This is a genomic window from Edaphovirga cremea (assembly GCF_003332275.1).
In the GTDB taxonomy this organism is placed as follows: domain Bacteria; phylum Pseudomonadota; class Gammaproteobacteria; order Enterobacterales; family Enterobacteriaceae; genus Edaphovirga; species Edaphovirga cremea.
Window position 1 is genome coordinate 51730 of record NZ_QOVA01000021.1, and the last position, 16590, is coordinate 68319.

General features: G+C 49.8%; 16 protein-coding genes. 7 read left to right on the forward strand and 9 right to left on the reverse strand.

Translation table 11 applies throughout. The features are described 5' to 3' along the window. Nucleotides 1-10: 10 nt before the first annotated feature. Together DRI82_RS19555 and trhO are read right to left on the reverse strand one after the other, a co-directional pair. Nucleotides 11-1186 carry an efflux RND transporter periplasmic adaptor subunit gene (locus tag DRI82_RS19555; protein ID WP_114195604.1) on the reverse strand — a complete coding sequence of 392 codons (1176 nt, stop codon included), beginning with the start codon at nt 1184-1186 and terminating at the stop codon, nt 11-13. Nucleotides 1187-1487: 301 nt separating this feature from the next. Further along, a complete protein-coding gene (gene trhO, locus DRI82_RS19560) occupies nt 1488-2555 on the reverse strand; it encodes an oxygen-dependent tRNA uridine(34) hydroxylase TrhO (protein WP_114195590.1) in 1068 nt (355 codons plus the stop codon). Nucleotides 2556-3012: 457 nt separating this feature from the next. Here trhO and DRI82_RS19565 point away from each other — a divergent pair, with 457 nt between their 5' ends. The 4 genes from DRI82_RS19565 (at nt 3013) to DRI82_RS19580 (ending at nt 6731) form a co-directional block, all read left to right on the forward strand. Beyond that, nucleotides 3013-3933 carry a Kdo(2)-lipid IV(A) acyltransferase gene (locus DRI82_RS19565; RefSeq protein WP_114195591.1) on the forward strand — a complete coding sequence of 307 codons (921 nt, stop codon included), beginning with the start codon at nt 3013-3015 and terminating at the stop codon, nt 3931-3933. A 296-nt stretch (nt 3934-4229) separates the two neighbouring features. Continuing rightward, complete coding sequence (locus tag DRI82_RS19570; protein WP_114195592.1) at nt 4230-4664, forward strand: DoxX family protein; 435 nt, start codon at nt 4230-4232, stop codon at nt 4662-4664. Between the two features lie 230 nt (nt 4665-4894). Next, nucleotides 4895-6121: a multidrug efflux MFS transporter MdtG gene (gene mdtG / locus DRI82_RS19575; protein ID WP_114195593.1), complete on the forward strand. Its 1227-nt coding sequence runs from the start codon at nt 4895-4897 to the stop codon at nt 6119-6121. A gap of 229 nt (nt 6122-6350) precedes the next feature. Continuing rightward, nucleotides 6351-6731, forward strand: a complete 381-nt coding sequence (locus DRI82_RS19580) for a MysB family protein (RefSeq protein ID WP_114195594.1) — start codon at nt 6351-6353, stop codon at nt 6729-6731. A 49-nt stretch (nt 6732-6780) separates the two neighbouring features. Here the strand turns inward: DRI82_RS19580 and DRI82_RS19585 are convergent, their stop codons facing one another. From DRI82_RS19585 to DRI82_RS19595, 3 genes are all read right to left on the reverse strand, one after another. After that, on the reverse strand, nt 6781-7026 hold the full coding sequence (locus tag DRI82_RS19585) for a YceK/YidQ family lipoprotein (RefSeq protein ID WP_114195595.1): 246 nt from the start codon (nt 7024-7026) through the stop codon (nt 6781-6783). A 216-nt stretch (nt 7027-7242) separates the two neighbouring features. Continuing rightward, entirely contained in the window at nt 7243-9825 is a 2583-nt protein-coding gene (gene mdoH, locus DRI82_RS19590; protein WP_114195596.1) for a glucans biosynthesis glucosyltransferase MdoH, read from the reverse strand. Further along, nucleotides 9818-11386, reverse strand: coding sequence for a glucan biosynthesis protein G (locus tag DRI82_RS19595; RefSeq protein ID WP_245956883.1), 1569 nt, complete (start codon nt 11384-11386; stop codon nt 9818-9820). Before DRI82_RS19595 ends, mdoH begins: the two co-directional genes overlap by 8 nt. 265 nt (nt 11387-11651) lie before the next feature. On the opposite strand from DRI82_RS19595, the gene mdoC reads away from it, so the two are divergent. Continuing rightward, entirely contained in the window at nt 11652-12785 is a 1134-nt protein-coding gene (mdoC, locus tag DRI82_RS19600) for a glucans biosynthesis protein MdoC (protein WP_114195598.1), read from the forward strand. A gap of 561 nt (nt 12786-13346) precedes the next feature. Then, nucleotides 13347-13589 carry a hypothetical protein gene (locus DRI82_RS19605; protein ID WP_211317691.1) on the forward strand — a complete coding sequence of 81 codons (243 nt, stop codon included), beginning with the start codon at nt 13347-13349 and terminating at the stop codon, nt 13587-13589. A gap of 193 nt (nt 13590-13782) precedes the next feature. Here DRI82_RS19605 and DRI82_RS19610 read toward each other — a convergent pair whose 3' ends face one another. The 4 genes from DRI82_RS19610 to DRI82_RS19620 form a co-directional block, all read right to left on the reverse strand. After that, the gene (locus DRI82_RS19610) at nt 13783-14040 is read right to left on the reverse strand and encodes a hypothetical protein (protein WP_114195599.1); all 258 of its coding nucleotides are present in this window, start codon (nt 14038-14040) and stop codon (nt 13783-13785) included. 275 nt (nt 14041-14315) lie between these two features. Beyond that, nucleotides 14316-14450: a hypothetical protein gene (locus tag DRI82_RS24580; RefSeq protein WP_281269792.1), complete on the reverse strand. Its 135-nt coding sequence runs from the start codon at nt 14448-14450 to the stop codon at nt 14316-14318. A gap of 213 nt (nt 14451-14663) precedes the next feature. Beyond that, the gene (locus tag DRI82_RS19615) at nt 14664-14927 is read right to left on the reverse strand and encodes a hypothetical protein (protein WP_245956884.1); all 264 of its coding nucleotides are present in this window, start codon (nt 14925-14927) and stop codon (nt 14664-14666) included. A gap of 122 nt (nt 14928-15049) precedes the next feature. Further along, complete coding sequence (locus DRI82_RS19620) at nt 15050-15550, reverse strand: YlaC family protein (RefSeq protein WP_114195601.1); 501 nt, start codon at nt 15548-15550, stop codon at nt 15050-15052. 476 nt (nt 15551-16026) lie between these two features. Here DRI82_RS19620 and DRI82_RS19625 point away from each other — a divergent pair, with 476 nt between their 5' ends. Next, nucleotides 16027-16245 (forward strand): KTSC domain-containing protein, encoded by a 219-nt coding sequence (locus DRI82_RS19625; protein ID WP_114195606.1) that lies wholly within the window; start codon nt 16027-16029, stop codon nt 16243-16245. The last annotated feature ends 345 nt before the right edge of the window (nt 16246-16590 follow it).

Here is a 16590-nt window from a genome sequence, read left to right on the forward strand (position 1 = left end):
TCCCCTTATTTTATTGCGCCGAAGCCGGAGCCGACAGGCTCACGCTGACCAGCATGCCGGGCTGCACGCGCTGCAACCCGGCCACGATGACCCGCTCGCCCACGCTTAACCCTTCTTTCACTTCGTAATATTGCTGATGCTGCGCGCCGACCTGAATCGGCCGCACGACCACGCGGTCCTCAGCATCCACCACCAGCACCGAGAAACCTTGCTTATCCTGTTGCAGCGCCGCAATCGGCACCATAATCACCGCGTTCTGTTCTTCAGACATCAATTCAACATTCACCACGCCTCCCGGCAGCAGCAAATGCCGGGGATTGGCAAATCGCGCCCGGACGGCCACGGTGCCCGTCTGGCTGTCGATGCGGTTATCCACTGACTCAAAAGTACCGGCCTCAGAAAAACGTTTGCCGTTCGCCAGTTGAATACGCGGTACAAATCGACTGGCGGAGAGATCCTCCGCCCCCTTCGGTTGTTGATAAGCGGCGGCAATGTAGTCACGTTCATTGATCGCTATCGTCACGCGAATAGGATCCAGTTGAACAATATGTACCAACGCGCCACTGGCGGGATTGATCAGGCTGCCGGTATTAAAATTGCTGTGCCCAATTCGCCCGGAAATAGGTGCGGTGATGCGCGTAAAACCGAGTTGCAATTGCTGGACTTTCAGGCTGGCTTCCGCTTGTGCCACGGCGGCGCGGGCGGTATCACGCTGGGATTGCGCCGCATCGATATCTGCTTTGCTGACCGAGCGATTCGCGCCCAGTTGCTGTAAACGGCTCAGATTGACTTGCGCATGCCTGGCGGTGGCTTGCGCGCTGTCCAGTTGCGCCTGCGCTTGCGCGACAGTGGCGTGATGCAATACCGGGTCGATTTCATAGAGCAGATCGCCCGCTTTCACCATTTGGCCTTCGGTGAAATGGCGATGGGCGATAAATCCTTCGGTACGCGTGGTGACATCCACAGCCTGAATGGCTTCGATTCGCCCCAGATATTGCAGCGCACGTGACGGCTGTTGTTGCTCGATGATGGATACCGTCACGGCCGGTCGAGGCGCAGCGTTCGCGGTGACGGCCTGCGAGGTGGCAGCCTGTGAGGTAGCAACATAGGAAGTGAATGCCCAGGCGCTTAACGTAATGGCGGTGGTGAAGCGCAGAATCTGTGCGATGCGATGTATTTTACTCATAATCTGGCCTTCAACCTCAAGATGTTTGACCGCGAGCGTTACTTCCGGCGCATGCTGTAACGAACGTAAGAAAACCTGGAGCATAAATTGAGCTTAGAAGCCGATTGGGAATTTTTCCGGTATTTTATTTTCATTTCATACACCTGGACCGATCGCGATCGGTTTTTGGCAGCAGAGGGCGAGTTAACAAAATCTTGTTTAGGGTTCGTTTACGTGCGGGGTGAATCATGAAGGGGCAGGTTTTGGAACTGAAGGTGAGGTCAGACGGTTCCCACACGGGAGACGTCTGACACGTTTAATTCTACTCGGGTTGCTGTGGATCCTGCGGTGCAGGAATACGCAGGGTTGCTTGCAATAATCCTCTGGATTTATTGAATATTTTACTGCCATTTTCCCGCCCTGCGCGGCGCGCACGCTGTTCTTCTGCGGGTAATTTCAGCTCTTCCTGACAAATATCACTACAGCATCCTGCAAATTTCGCGGCGCACGCCGGACATTGGATAAACAGCAGATGACATCCATCATTCAGACAATTGGTATGGGTATCGCACGGTGTTCCGCATTGGTGGCAATGGGCAATGACATCATCAGAAATACGCTCGCCCATTCTTTCGTCAAAAACGAAATTCTTGCCGATAAATTTAACCGGTAAACCCTGCTCTTTGGCGCGGCGGGCATACTCAATGATGCCACCTTCGACGTGGTAAACATTCTTGAATCCGTTGTGCAGCATATACGCACTGGCTTTTTCGCAGCGAATTCCACCCGTGCAGTACATCACGATGTTTTTTTCTTTATCGTGTTGCAGCATATCAACCGCCATCGGCAGTTGGTCACGGAAAGTATCAGAAGGAACTTCTACCGCGTTTTCGAAATGCCCGACTTCATATTCATAATGATTGCGCATATCGACAAACAGCGTATCCGGATCGTCAATCATCTGATTGACCTCCTCCGCCCGCAGATAATACCCTACATTGGACGCATCGAACGCGTCGTCATCGATACCATCCGCCACAATCCGCTCGCGCACTTTGAGGCGCAGAACCCAGAATGATTTACCGTCATCTTCCAGGGCAATATTCAACCGCACCTGATCGAGCGCCGGGTGGCTCGTGAACAGCGTTTGCCTGAACTCGTCAAAACGGCTTTGCGGTACGCTGACTTGCGCGTTGATACCTTCTTTCGCCACATAAATCCGGCCAAAGACCTGCAAATCAACAAATAATGTGTACAGACAATCGCGAAAGGTCTGCGGATCATCGATATGGAAATATTTATAGAAAGAAACTGTGGTGCGCGGCTCGGTCTCGGCCAACATTCGCGCCTTCAGTTCCTCATTTGAAATTCGGTTATGTAACACTGGCATGGTGTACTTTCCTGGTTCTGTTTGAGGCGGCAATATGATACAGCAAACAAGCCCATCACATAGCGTTATTTCATTTTACATTTCATGCCATTTCGTCACAGGCCGCCGCAAAATTGGGCGTTAAATCGTCAGTACCGAAGCAGTACTGGTGCGGTGACGTCGCATCAGAATTTGCTCATCTTTCCTCAAATCCCTTGTTATTTTATGTTTTGCACCCACCTTCAAACCAGATGTCTGGGTATAAAATAACCGTGAAACAGGGTAATTAACCTTTTCACGGGCTATAATTGTCTATTAATCCTGTCGGTTTTCACCTGGGACAGGAAAAATGGCACAATAGCAAAACAGTCAGCAGAGAGATCGACCCGTATACACTGCCATGCCATGACGCCACTGTTCGCGGCATGCGCGCTAAAAGATCGTACTGCCTCAAACCACTTTATGAACCCGAGAAAAAATGACGCACGTTCCTTCATTCAACCGTTCATTATTACATCCACGCTATTGGCCGACCTGGCTGGGTCTGGGCCTTCTCTATTTGCTGGTTCTGCTGCCGTATCCGCTGCTGTACCGTTTGGGCACGGGGCTGGGTCGCTTCTCCATGCGTTTTCTCAAGCGCAGGCTGATGATTGCGCAAAGAAATCTGGAGCTGTGTTTCCCGCAAATGGGCAAAGCAGAGCGTGATGTTCTGGTGCGACAGAATTTTGAATCGGTCGGGATGGGTTTGATTGAAACGGGGATGGCGTGGTTTTGGCCAGACTGGCGCGTGGAGCGCTGGTTTACCGTGCGCGGCCTGGAGCACATTCAAAAAGCTAAAGATAACCACCAGGGTATTTTGTTGATCGGCGTTCACTTTCTTACGCTGGAACTCGGTGCCCGTATCTTCGGCATCCATAACCCAGGTATTGGTGTTTATCGGCCACACGACAATAAACTGATGGATTGGGTCCAGACGTGGGGACGGATGCGCTCCAACAAATCCATGCTCGACCGCAAGGATCTGAAAGGCATGGTTCGCAGCCTCAAACAGGGGGAAATCATCTGGTATGCCCCGGATCATGACTATGGCCCGCGCAGCAGTGTGTTTGTCCCGCTGTTTGCGGTCGATAACGCCGCCACAACGACGGGAAGCTACCTTCTGGCACGTATGGGCAAACCGGCCATCATTCCTTTTACCCCGCGCAGATTGCCAAATGGGCGCGGCTATGAATTGATCATGCAACCAGCCGTAGAGAATTTCCCGCTGGATAATGAGGTTGAGGCCGCGGCCTTTATGAACAAAATTGTCGAGCATGAGATCTTGCAGGCCAAGGATCAATATATGTGGCTGCACCGCCGCTTTAAGACCCGTCCGCCGGGAGAGCCTTCGTTGTATTGATGATTTAAAGGTATCGACCAACGACGAATTCCGATGCATAAAAATCCCACTCGCAGCCGGTGGGATTTTTATGGCCGAATCTTGTGTTCAGTCGGCAATGCCGACTGAAACGTCCTGATAACATTTCAACAACAGTTTTTTTGAATAACTCTTTCAAACTTATCTAATTACAACCTGCCTCCTAGCCGACCATACTTAACCTATAATTTACCTGCGTTATTAATGTAGTTATTCATGTAGTTATCAATGTTGTTATTGATCTGGCAATTACTTTACTTTTTAGAAAGGAACACATCATGTTGGCCATCGCAAACAGAGCATTCACACGTCTTACCGATCATCCAGACGCCGGGAAATTATTACTCAGGGCAACATTTGCCATTTTGATGCTGTTTCATGGTGTCGCAAAAGTGGAGCATGGCATTGGCTGGATCTCCGGTATGTTGCAGGCTCAGGGCGTGCCGGGTTTTGTTGCCTACGGCGTATTCATTGGGGAAATCGTTGCCCCAATCCTGATCCTGCTGGGGATTTTCACCCGCCCAGCCGGTTTTGTGTACGCCATTAACTTACTGGTGGCGACGCTGCTGGTCGGAATGGGCAAGTTTTACACCCTAACCCAAGTCGGTGCCTGGGCACTCGAAACCGAAGCGCTCTACTTCTTTGGTGGTCTGATCATCATGCTGTTAGGCAGTGGTCGTTATTCAGTAATGAAAAACGAATCCTATCGGTAATGTTTTGCTCCCGTTGATTATCGTTTATCTGCCTTGATCCGCTTGGGGTCAAGGCAACATCCCTTCTGGAAAATTCAAACCCGCTTTTCAAATTAATCCTATTCCTCGGCTGTTTGTTGATATCCTGACCAATCGGGCGCATACTTAACAGGCTAACTGTTTGTTTACTCTACTCTGTTTTTTTGGACATGCATTTTGCCCAGCGCCAATGCCTTTTCTCCCGGTAATTTATGACTTCATCTACAGAACCCATTAACTGGAAACGTAATCTTGTAGTTACCTGGCTGGGATGCTTCCTTACTGGTGCTGCTTTTAGTCTGGTCATGCCTTTTCTGCCGCTTTACGTCGAAGTCCTCGGTATAACCGGCCATGAAGAACTGAATATGTGGTCTGGACTGGTGTTCAGTATCACCTTTCTGTTTTCCGCCATCGCCTCACCGTTCTGGGGCGGACTCGCCGATCGCAAGGGCCGTAAATTGATGCTGCTGCGTTCAGCGCTGGGTATGGCGATCGTGATGGTCCTGATGGGCATGGCGCAAAATATCTGGCAATTTCTTGGGCTGCGCGCCGTACTCGGACTTTTGGGTGGATTTGTCCCCAACGCCAACGCGTTGATCGCCACGCAAATCCCCAGAAACAAAAGTGGTTGGGCTTTGGGAACGCTGTCAACGGGTGCGGTGAGCGGCGCATTGATTGGCCCGCTGATTGGTGGCGTGCTGGCCGACCTCTACGGCTTGCGTCCGGTCTTTTTTATTACCGCAACGGTTCTGTTCCTCTGTTTTCTGCTGACCCTGTTTTTCATCAAGGAACAGTTTGTCCCCGTCAAGAAGAAAGACATGCTGAACGGTCGGCAGGTGTTTGCTTCACTCAAAAATCCCAAATTGGTGCTGTGTCTGTTTGTCACTACAATGATCATTCAGGTTGCCACCGGATCTATCGCCCCCATTCTGACGCTCTATGTCAGGGAATTGGCGGGAACTACCCATAATCTGGCATTTATCAGCGGGATGATTGCTTCCGTGCCCGGCGTTGCCGCGTTGATGAGCGCCCCGCGACTGGGCAAGCTTGGCGATAGAATAGGGCCGGAACGTATTTTGATTGCGATGATGGCACTGTCGATTCTGGTACTGATCCCGATGGCTTTTGTGCAATCACCCTTCCAGTTGGGTGTATTGCGTTTTATGCTCGGTGCCTGTGACGGCGCACTGTTACCCGCCGTGCAAACATTGCTGATTTACAACTGTACCAATCAGGTTGCAGGGCGGATTTTCAGTTATAACCAATCGTTCCGGGATGTCGGTAACGTCACCGGCCCCCTGCTCGGGGCGGCGGTGTCTGCCAATTTTGGTTTCCGTGCGGTATTTGGTGTAACGGCATGCGTGGTGTTGTTCAATGCGATCTATTCGTGGTGGTGCCTGCAACGCGGCCCCCGGCGAGCGCAACTGAAATCAGAATAACCGGATAATTCACTACTGAACTCCCCTATTGCGGCTATTTCTCCATAGAAATAGCGCATTGTCAGCCATGTGCGCAGCTACGCAGCATAAAAAAATTTATTGCATAAAGCTCAGCGAAAAACTTGCATCCTCAGCATCTCCGACAACAATTAAATCGTTATAAGCAACTCATAACCTGCGCATTATTCGTCGCAGCCTCGATTAATTGCCGCCACAAAGGAGAACACCAATGAGCATGTATGCAACGCTGGACGAAGCTATCGAAACCGCGCGTGAAGAGTATATCGAATCAACGCTTGACGAGTATGGCGAGGACGAAACGCCGCCACCTCAACAGTTCCATCTGCAAAAATATGTCGTGCAGGATGGCGATATTATGTGGGCGGCGATATTCACGACGGATGAAATAGAAGTTGCTGATGTCCTGCCATTTCGCAGCGGTGCTGCCGCCGAAGCTATTTTTGAGGGTGATTTTGATGAGGAGGAGTTGCGTCAGGAGTGGCAGGAAGAAAATACGCTGCATGAGTGGGATGAAGGGGAATTCCAGCTTGAACCGCCGCTGGATACCGAAGAAGGCGAAGCCGCTGCGGATGAGTGGGACGAGAAATAATGCCATTTTCAGCCGCATACGGGTGCGGCTGATGGTCATGTTCCGCGCGCTACTCGTAAGGCCCGTGCCGCGCGTCGATCGGTAACATAAAGGTATCCACGATCATCGAAAGTGGTACATCGATGACAGTGATATAGCGCCAGGGCGAGTCACGCAGATCCCACTGCACACCGGGATAATATTGATTGCCATGTCCCTGACCTGGAAAAGTCCGGCTGATGATGCTGCCACAGCCTGACAGCGTCGTCACTGCCAGCAGCAGCACGCTTAACCGCACCACGAATTGAAATCTCACCTTGCCAGACTCACTTAATAATTTTCATAAAATAATCGATAGACCGAAATAATCATAACATAGGATTTATCGGCTTAAGGTTAAGACGGCGTAAAGCTGCGCTGAAATTCTCACATCACCTCTCGCTCCGTTTACCTCCCTCATATAAAGCAAAAGGGCAGAATGCCTGTGCACCCTGCCCTTTATTGGACGATCCTGACTCTGCTTTATTGCAGGCTATTTACCCACAGGGAAAGCCCGTTCGTTGCGCGGAAGCTGACGGTAGTAGTCGCTCCACTGCTGATGAACGTCTGGCTGGCGCCACACCCGGGAGTGCAGGCGTGCCAACAGTACCGGGTCGCTCAGCAGGGTCAAACGTTCGGCTTTCGCCAATTTCGCAGGCCCGGCTTGCAACGCATGTTCAAGACGTTCGACACGCCAGCGTTCAATCGCCGCGCGTAGGCGGTGGCGTGAGGTTGCCATCGCGCTGGCCAGCGCATTGAAAGAAGGATCAACAACGGCGTGCATGAAGCCATTTTCCAGGGCGCGTTCACGATTGAGTTGCAGATATTCATCGGTCGCCACCAGTTCACGCGGCGGAGAATACTCCTCAGGGATCAGGAACAGCTTCGCCCGTTTGCTGCGGATCCCCAACGTTGCCCGGCTGGAAAGCACCGAGACGATCGGTGACAGAATCAGCGAGAACACAATCGGCGAAAGCCACCAGAGGAAACGCAGATCCAACCACGCCACGCCGCCAGCCCAAACCAGCCCGAGCAGCAACTGTGAACCGTGTCGGGCAAAGGCTTCGCCCCACGGCGTATCATCGTCATCGCGCTGCGGTGAATTCCACACCACTTCCCAGCCCAGGAAAGCACTGACCACAAAGACGGTGTGGAACAACATGCGCACCGGCGCCAGCAAAACGGAGAACAGCATTTCCATCAGCATGGAGAAAAATAACCGAACCCCGCCACCGAACTCCTTCGCCCCCTTCGCCCAGATCAAAATAATACTGAGCAGTTTGGGCAGGAACAGCAGAATCAATGTCGTTGAAAACAGGGCGATCGCCAGTTCAGGACGCCATTGCGGCCAAACCGGGAACAGCTGTCGCGGCTGCAGGAAGTACTGCGGCTCCATCAGCGTGTGCACCACTTGCAAGGCCGTGGAGAGCGCGAGGAACATAAACCACAACGGCGCAGACAAATAGGACATGACCCCGGTCAGGAACACCGCACGGTGAACCGGATGCATACCTTTCACCAGAAACAGCCGGAAGTTCATCAGGTTGCCATGACACCAGCGACGATCGCGTTTCAGTTCGTCCAGCAGGTTTGGCGGCAACTCCTCATAACTGCCCGGCAGATCGTAGGCAATCCAGACGCCCCAACCAGCACGGCGCATCAACGCGGCTTCCACGAAGTCATGCGACATGATTGAACCGGCGAACGAGCCCTCACCCGGCAGCGGTGCCAGGGCGCAGTGTTCAATGAAGGGTTTCACACGAATGATGGCGTTATGCCCCCAATAGTGCGACTCGCCCAATTGCCAGTAATGCAGACCGGCGGTAAACAAGGGTCCGTAGACACGCGTGGCGAACTGTTGCAGACGGGCGTACAGCGTATCCATCCCGGAGGCTTTTGGCGCAGACTGAATGATCCCCGCATGCGGGTTGGCATCCATCAGGCGCGCAAGTCCGGTCAGACAGCCGCCACTCATGACGCTGTCGGCGTCAAGAATGACCATATAGCTGTAATCCCCACCCCAACGGCGGCACCAGTCATCGATGTTTCCGCTTTTGCGTTTCACGCGGCGGCGGCGGCGGCGGTAGAAAATCCGCCCATGCCCATCAACATCACGGCACACTTCCAGCCAGGCTTTTTGCTCGGCAACACAGATATCGGGATCGTAGCTGTCGCTCAGCACATAGATATCGAACTGATCGAGATCGCCCGTCACCGCGACCGATTCGTAGGTGGCACGCAAACCGGCAAACACCCGCTCAACGTCCTCGTTACAGATCGGCATGATCAGCGCCGTACGATGCGCCGGATTCAACGGTTCATTACCCACCACGGAGGCAGAAATACTGTACCGGTCTTTGCCAATCAGCAGTTGCAGGAAGCCCATCAGCGCAGTCCAGAACCCTGCCGATACCCAACAGAAGAGCACAGCAAAGAGCACCAGAATCCCGGTTTGCAAGATATAGGGAAGAAGCTGCAACAGGGACTGCATCCAGTCCTGTTTCACCATTTCCATCGGGTCAATCAACGCCCAACCCTGATAAGGCAGAATCGTCTTCATGTACCAGGTGGCAATGGCGGTCTGGACCAGCATCAGCGTCAGCAGGATATAACGGCGCACTGAACCCACGGCACGCCACTTTTTCTCTGATTCCGCCATCTCCAGCGACGCATAGTGTTTAGGCACACTGCTGCGCCCCAACAGGGAGTCCCAAAAGCGCGCCAACGGATTGGTCCGCCAGGCTTCCGGAAACATACGCGAGCGCTTGACTGGCGGCATGGCTTTGAGCGTAGTGCGCCCTTCGGCGTCCTCGCCAAGGACCTTGCCGTCATTCAATGCATCGGGCCATGCGGCTTCCAGACGGGCTTTCACCGACGCGAGGGGTGCATCGTCATCTGGCTGTTCACCGTGCGGCGCTTCACCCAAAGAAGACGTTACACCGCCCAAATGGCGGTGCAGTTCGACAAAAGCCTGGTCATCTGCGCCAGAAAGCTGGCTTTCAAGCGCCGCTTTCCGTTCCCCGGTCAGGGGCAAGGCATCGATATACTCTTGAGTTAAATGCGTTGACTTATTCATTGGCAGGCAGCTGATAGCTCCAGGTTTCACTCAACGTTTTATCGCCATTAATCAGTGCAGCCCGCATCTCTATAGGCTTCTTGGCATCTTTGACCTTGATACGCAGGGTGAGACGCCAGCCTTTGGTTACCGGATTATAGCGAACACTATTTTCAACCAGTTCACCGTTGTCCCCAATACTGACCTGCGAGGCCAGCGGTGTATCACCTTTCAGGGATTTCAGAACCGGGCCGACAAAATCGACCAGGAAGGCGACGCTGCCATCGGGTTCGCGAATCAGGTTGGATTGTTTCACATCACCCGTCGAGCGCATGGTCTGCTTCACATACGCCATATCCTGTGAATGCAGTTTTTCTTCATCACGCGTGAAGTGCAGGCGATAATTCAGATCCAGGGATTTGCCAGCGTCAGGCAGTTGTTCCGGTGTCCAGAACGCCACAATGTTGTCGTTGGTTTCATCGGCAGTAGGAATTTCCACCAGCTCAACTTTACCTTTGCCCCAATCGCCTTTGGTCTCGACCCAACCACTTGGACGCAAATCGTAGCGGTCGTCGAGATCTTCAAAGCGACTGAATTCACGGCCACGCTGCAACAGGCCAAAGCCTTTCGGATTCTCGATAGTATACGTGCTGACTGCCAAGTGCTTCGGATTATTCAGCGGACGCCAGATCCATTCGCCATTCCCGGCATGAATCGACAGGCCATTGGAGTCATGCAAGGCAGGACGATAATTCAGCGTTGGCGACGGTTGGTTTGGCCCGAACAAGAACATACTGGTTAGCGGGGCAATACCCAGTTTACCCACTTTGTCGCGCATAAAGACTTTCGCCTGGACGTCAACGGTGGTGTCGCGACCTGGATAGAGATCGAAACGATAGGCACCGGTTGCGCGTGGGGAATCCAGCAAGGCATAAATCACCAGATGTTTTTCATCCGGATTAGGACGCTCGATCCAGAACTCGCGAAAACGTGGGAACTCTTCGCCCGAGGCGAGTGCCGTGTCAATGGCCAGCCCGCGCGCAGACAGACCGTAGACCTGCCCTTTCCCAACCACGCGGAAATAGCTGGCACCGAGCACGCTCATTATTTCGTCGCTTTTATCGGCTTTATTGATCGGGTAAAGAATACGGAAACCGGCGAAGCCGAGGTTTTTCACGGCGTCAGGATCGTGTTTCACGGAGCCGAAGTTGAAGTAATCCGGGTTGTATTTGATCTGCTGAACGCTGGTGGCCGTCACTTCGTTGATTTTGACCGGCGTATCGAAATACATCCCCTGATGGTAGAACTCCAGCTTGAATGGGGTATTCAGCTTATTCCAGTAGGCTTTGTCATGATTGAACTGGATCTGTTGATAGTCCGCGAATTTCATGTCGCGAAACTGCGAAGGAAGATTGCTCTTTGGAGCTTCAAATCCTTTGCCCGCCAGCGTTTTCGCTTGCTGGGCCACATCGTCGATAGAAAATGCCCATGCCGGAGAAGTGATCAATGCCATCACTACTGCAGCAGCAAGCACGCGGATTTTTGCAACGCGTGCCTCGTTGGATAATTTATTTACTCGCACATCCCCCCCTTTCGAGTGCTCAAATCTTTCAATGTCCATATTAAAGGATTATTCAGCTTTCCGACAACATCATAAATGGTTGGTTCATCTCTATAGCTGACTGTTTGCGGACAGTTTGAGCGCATAGCTACCATTAAGGGTACCAAGCGCCAGATAAAGAGGCTATGGAAAATTGCCAAATGGTATAGTAGGGTTTTGTATGTGATTTACTTCTGCTGACTTAATAAGCATTAAAATCACCATGAGTTTAAAAACATGGATACATATGAAAAAAAATACTAGTGAAAGAGAATATTTTCTCGACTCGATCCGGGCGTATTTGATGCTGCTCGGTATTCCTTTTCATCTTTCTCTGATTTACTCGAGTCATCAATGGGCGGTCAACAGCTATACACCCTCCGACACGCTGACGGTGCTTAATGACGTGATCCACGCATTTCGCATGCAAGTATTCTTTGTTATCTCTGGCTATTTTTCGTACATGCTCTATGAGCGCTATGAATCACACCGCTGGCTGAAGGTCCGTCTTGAGCGCGTTGCAATACCACTGCTTACTGCGTTCCCCCTGATTACTATTCCGCAATTTTTCCTGCTGAAGAATTTCACTGACCGATTGCAAGATTGGGATAATTTCAATCTTTATGAAAAAATAAATGTTGGAATCTGGGAGTTGGTTTCACATTTATGGTTCCTGTTAACGCTGTGTATTCTTACTTGCGTCAGTTTTTTTATCTTTAAAAAAATAAAACAAATTAAGAAGAATCGCATTCCATTTCCAATTAGTCGGATGACCACGTTAGGAAAAGTCTCATTCTATATTTTTATTTTCAGTCTTTTTTATGCTCTGTTGCAGCGGACGATATTGATCATTGACCCGGATTTATTATTCAACAGCCTTTTTAATTTTGTCGTATTGCAGTCACTTTTTTATCTGCCGTTCTTCGTGATCGGCGCGTATGCATTTAAATATGAATGGTTGAAACAACTGTTCCTTAAACCGTCACCCTATGCGTTTGTGGGCTCTCTTTTATTGCTGATTGCGTACGTCGCCAACCAGCATCTGAACACCAAAGCGTACTTCTCCCCTGAACTGGACACCATCATCACCTCGCTGGTAGGGATTCTGATGGTCAATGTGGTCTTTTCAAGCGGCCACTATTTACTTAACAGCCACTCTGTGCGAGTCACCTACCTGGTCAATGCCTCGCTTTTTGTCTACCTCGTACACCATCCGCTCACGTTGATTTATGGTGCCTTCATCACGCCGCGGATCTGCAGCAATGGCCTGGGTTTCCTGCTGGGGTTGGTATTTGTCTTCTCTATTGCTTTCATGCTGTACGAGATCCACAAAAGAGTCCCACTGTTAAGATTCCTCTTCTCCGGTAAACCACAGCATTGACACTTTTGCCCCGACGATAATCCGTCGGGGCGTGATTCTGCACGATACAGAATGGTCTGATTGCCAATAGTTTCCATTACCCTGACAATGCCTCTCGTACACATCATCTTCGCTATAGGGGGCATTATGAGTACAGGCGCTTTATTTATCGTGGCAGCACTGATTGCGATAACCGGTTTTTCTTTTTACAAACACCTGCGCGAAAACCGTAAGAAATCGCTACTGAGCGACCGTCGTCACTAGTGGGTCATTCGCTTATACGTACTGTCTTTTTCTACGTACTGTTTATGTATACGTACCGTTTATTTCCACATACGGACTACTTCGACCGAGGGATGCGGTCGTTGTACATTTTTCCACCGCACCGCCTCATCTATACTCATTTCATCTATGTAAAGCACATAAACCTCATCTTATTGATTGAATTGTCTTTTATTTTTCACAGCAGCAGCATTAAATACTGTTTTTAGTCATATTCTTATATGTAATGCCGTTCACACTCTCTAGACTGATCTTGCTTTACGGCTATTTGTTATCAACCCAAAAAGCAAGGAGACTATCATGTCGAAAGTTTTGAGCTTTACTGCTCTAGCACTCTACCTGGCCAGCGCATCAGCCGCATTCGCTGCGGGTATAGCGGGTGCTGAAATTGCGGCAAGTTCAAGTGCCGGTGCAGCAACTGGGGCAAATGCAAGCCTCGTGGCGGGTAGTGTCGCCGCTCTTGCGTCAGCCTGCGACCCGGATGGCGGAACCGGTACATCAACCTCAACCTCAACGTCAACGACTACCTCGACTTCCCGTTAACAGTCGAACTATCCTAAATGTTCGTGACAAGGATAATCCGACTGGGGGCAGGCAAGCTCCATATACCCAACCAGCCTTCGGGCTGGTTTTTAATTTGCAGGAGACTACCCTGCAATAAATTCAGGGATTCAACTGTTGTGAAATATATAATTCAATAATGCAACTACCACATTGTGTGACTTATGCAAAAGAACTAATTAACCATGAGTCCCATCTTGCATGCCCAGTCGGATACTTGTTCGCGATAAATAAAATGAACGTCGCAAACGATAGGATTATTCAATGACGGAGCCATCAATGCGACACAGGGATAAGAATCTGGTCTGGTCTCAAACAAGAATTCATCGAGTTCTTCATCACTTAGCACTGTGGCATTATCCAATCCATCGATGAGGAAATACTCACGCATTATCCAGGAACGGTATTCATAGTCATCATAAAGTAGCTGCATAGTCTTGCCTTACTGTCATCACAGATAAATTGCTGTTATAGAATAGAGTGACGCTGACATCAGTCAGCAAAATTTTCTTGGCGTGGTGGGATAAATAACAGATCATTATTATCTTGCTTAAGAAAATAGCCAATTAATAAGAATCAAGCAAGGCAGGATTGGAAATTTACATTACTTACTCAATCAAATAAAAATATATATTCACCAAGTAAATACCACTTACATGTATACTCGATGAGACTTATAAATGAAAAAACCGCCGTAGCGGTTTTATATTAAATTTTGCAACCTTCGCAGTCGTCTTCGTCCTGTAATGGCTCAGGAACTTCAGACGCTTTTTGCTGGACTTTACTTGCGGCCTTTTCCAGCTCGGCATCTATATCAAAATCAAAAATATCGTCACTCATCATAGGCTCCTCGTGCTCAAGCTTCAGAGTATAGCTGACAAAAAGTGTTGGTTGCCATGCAAAAATGGTGCAGTAGCCCCGTTTGCTTACAGCCTGTACGGCGTAGGGATTTGCAACCGTCGGGCGTAGATACTCTGGTTAGCCGAGACATGGTTAGTAGAGACATAATTAGTAGAGATATAGTTAGCAGATAACATAGTGAGTAGAGATAGCCTGTTAACTATCAAAACCAAAACCCATCTGATGCGCCCAATCAAATACCTGTTCTTTATAGACAAATTTGGGTTCACACAAAGTCGGATCGGCCATGGATTGGGCCATTACCGCAATACAGGGATATTCAACCGGTCGGGCATCAAAAATAAAGTCGTCCACTTCCTGGTCGGCAAAGGGCATGACCTCTCCCGTTGGGGATGTTAGAAACAGTTCCCGCATAATCCAGTTCCGGTATTCGGCTTCATTGCTGAGCATCTTCATCATTCGCTCCCTACTCATATCAACATGACAATTATACCCTGATTGTCATTGCAGATATCAATGAAATTCGTCACCACCGCAGGAGCGGCCTGCGGCGAGAAGAACACGGACTGGGGGCGAGATAATCAATGCGCGGTATGAGGCTGGGAAAGGGGTTGCTGCTGTTCCTTGCGGGCGACGTCATAGACGTCATAAAAATCAATGGCACCCTTGTTGTTTACAATCGCCGTAATTCTTGATTTCAAGGCGCTACTGACCTTGGGATGTTGCAGGATTTCGTTCACCGCCTGTTTGGTCAGTTCGCGACTGAAGTACCATTCTCCGTTGTAACACACCCTGAGATCCAGCACACCGATGTCCTCGTAGCGATAGACCGGACGGATTTCGAACAGCAGCATGCATGACACCAACACCACAAACGCGGTAAAACCGATAAACCAGTCAGTACCCATATAAGGCGATACATACATCACCGCACCGACCGCGATGTAACCCACCAGCATGGCGATACAGAGGTAAGGATGCTTGATGGCGAATTCCGTGTTAAAACGCGGTTTCCCGTCGCGCTGTTCCTGCTGATTGATTTGGTCAATCTCTTTGACCAGGATTGCCTTGATTGCATCCATCGAATTAACCTCTTCTGTACTTGGCATAATGGAGCCTGATAAGAAGATCCTAGCACAGCAACTGTTATCGCATGTATAGCAGTTAACAGAAAAAGCTGGGTCAACTGTTATAGAAAAGGACTGTTGATAAAAGCACTATTTATAAAAGTACATGCACCGATGTCCGTACTCGGCGACAACGTCATGGGATTATGATTTCGTGGGTTCGCCCCCGGATGATGGCGAAACATCACCGTCCGGCTGCGAAACTTGGCGGGAAGAGTTGGCGGGAAGAAAGTGTAGGATTGATCTCAATTTTCGATGGTTGTAACCGGTAACTCGTTCTCATTCCCATACAGCAATGGTATCGCTGAGGTAAAATTAGCCCTGCTCCCGGGAAAAACTCATCTTTCTTCAGCAGAAAGGAACTACATCAAGACTACGTATTCAAAATGCTTTATAGTTTATTAAACTACCCAATGACGGAGGAAAACCCATTGCGCCGAGAAACTGTTCCATCAGCCAGGATCCAATCGATTGGATATGATCATGAACAAAATACACTGGAAATAGAGTTTAAAGATAATAGCGTATATCAGTATATAAATGTGCCGGAACGAATTTACAAAGATTTTATTTCGCCTAAAATCACCTCCAAAGGACGATTCTTCGATGGCGTCATTCAGGGGAAATTTTTATGCCGGAAGATACAATAAAGTGATAGTCGCGTAGCAGCCCCAGGGCTACTTGCGCGAAAAATAGACATTATTTGCGTTTTTTTTCTCCTTTTATACTTCACCTTACGGGCACAAAATTTTCTCAAGCTCATTCATAAATGTCCACACCATAACAATAATCGCCATCGCCTCCCCAGAATGACCACCGAGAAAAACCTCTGCAAGACTAAGATTTTTATTAATTTACAACTTATCCCAAATAAATATCCTCCGGCATAGCCGGAGGTTTTTCATATGCGCCTATAAGGCTCTCTTGCCAGCCGCGCCCTAACAGGCGCATCGCGATCTGACATTTGCATCTATGGATTACTTACGGCCCGTAAA

Coding starts and splice junctions, on each gene's coding strand:
- DRI82_RS19620 (WP_114195601.1), bottom strand. CDS start 15,550: ATGGATGCAATCAAGGCAATCCTGGTCAAAGAGATTGACCAAATCAAT.
- mdoC (WP_114195598.1), top strand. CDS start 11,652: ATGAAAAAAAATACTAGTGAAAGAGAATATTTTCTCGACTCGATCCGG.
- mdoH (WP_114195596.1), bottom strand. CDS start 9,825: ATGAATAAGTCAACGCATTTAACTCAAGAGTATATCGATGCCTTGCCC.
- DRI82_RS19555 (WP_114195604.1), bottom strand. CDS start 1,186: ATGAGTAAAATACATCGCATCGCACAGATTCTGCGCTTCACCACCGCC.
- DRI82_RS19610 (WP_114195599.1), bottom strand. CDS start 14,040: ATGCAGCTACTTTATGATGACTATGAATACCGTTCCTGGATAATGCGT.
- DRI82_RS19615 (WP_245956884.1), bottom strand. CDS start 14,927: ATGATGAAGATGCTCAGCAATGAAGCCGAATACCGGAACTGGATTATG.
- DRI82_RS19605 (WP_211317691.1), top strand. CDS start 13,347: ATGTCGAAAGTTTTGAGCTTTACTGCTCTAGCACTCTACCTGGCCAGC.
- DRI82_RS24580 (WP_281269792.1), bottom strand. CDS start 14,450: ATGATGAGTGACGATATTTTTGATTTTGATATAGATGCCGAGCTGGAA.
- DRI82_RS19565 (WP_114195591.1), top strand. CDS start 3,013: ATGACGCACGTTCCTTCATTCAACCGTTCATTATTACATCCACGCTAT.
- mdtG (WP_114195593.1), top strand. CDS start 4,895: ATGACTTCATCTACAGAACCCATTAACTGGAAACGTAATCTTGTAGTT.
- trhO (WP_114195590.1), bottom strand. CDS start 2,555: ATGCCAGTGTTACATAACCGAATTTCAAATGAGGAACTGAAGGCGCGA.
- DRI82_RS19580 (WP_114195594.1), top strand. CDS start 6,351: ATGAGCATGTATGCAACGCTGGACGAAGCTATCGAAACCGCGCGTGAA.
- DRI82_RS19570 (WP_114195592.1), top strand. CDS start 4,230: ATGTTGGCCATCGCAAACAGAGCATTCACACGTCTTACCGATCATCCA.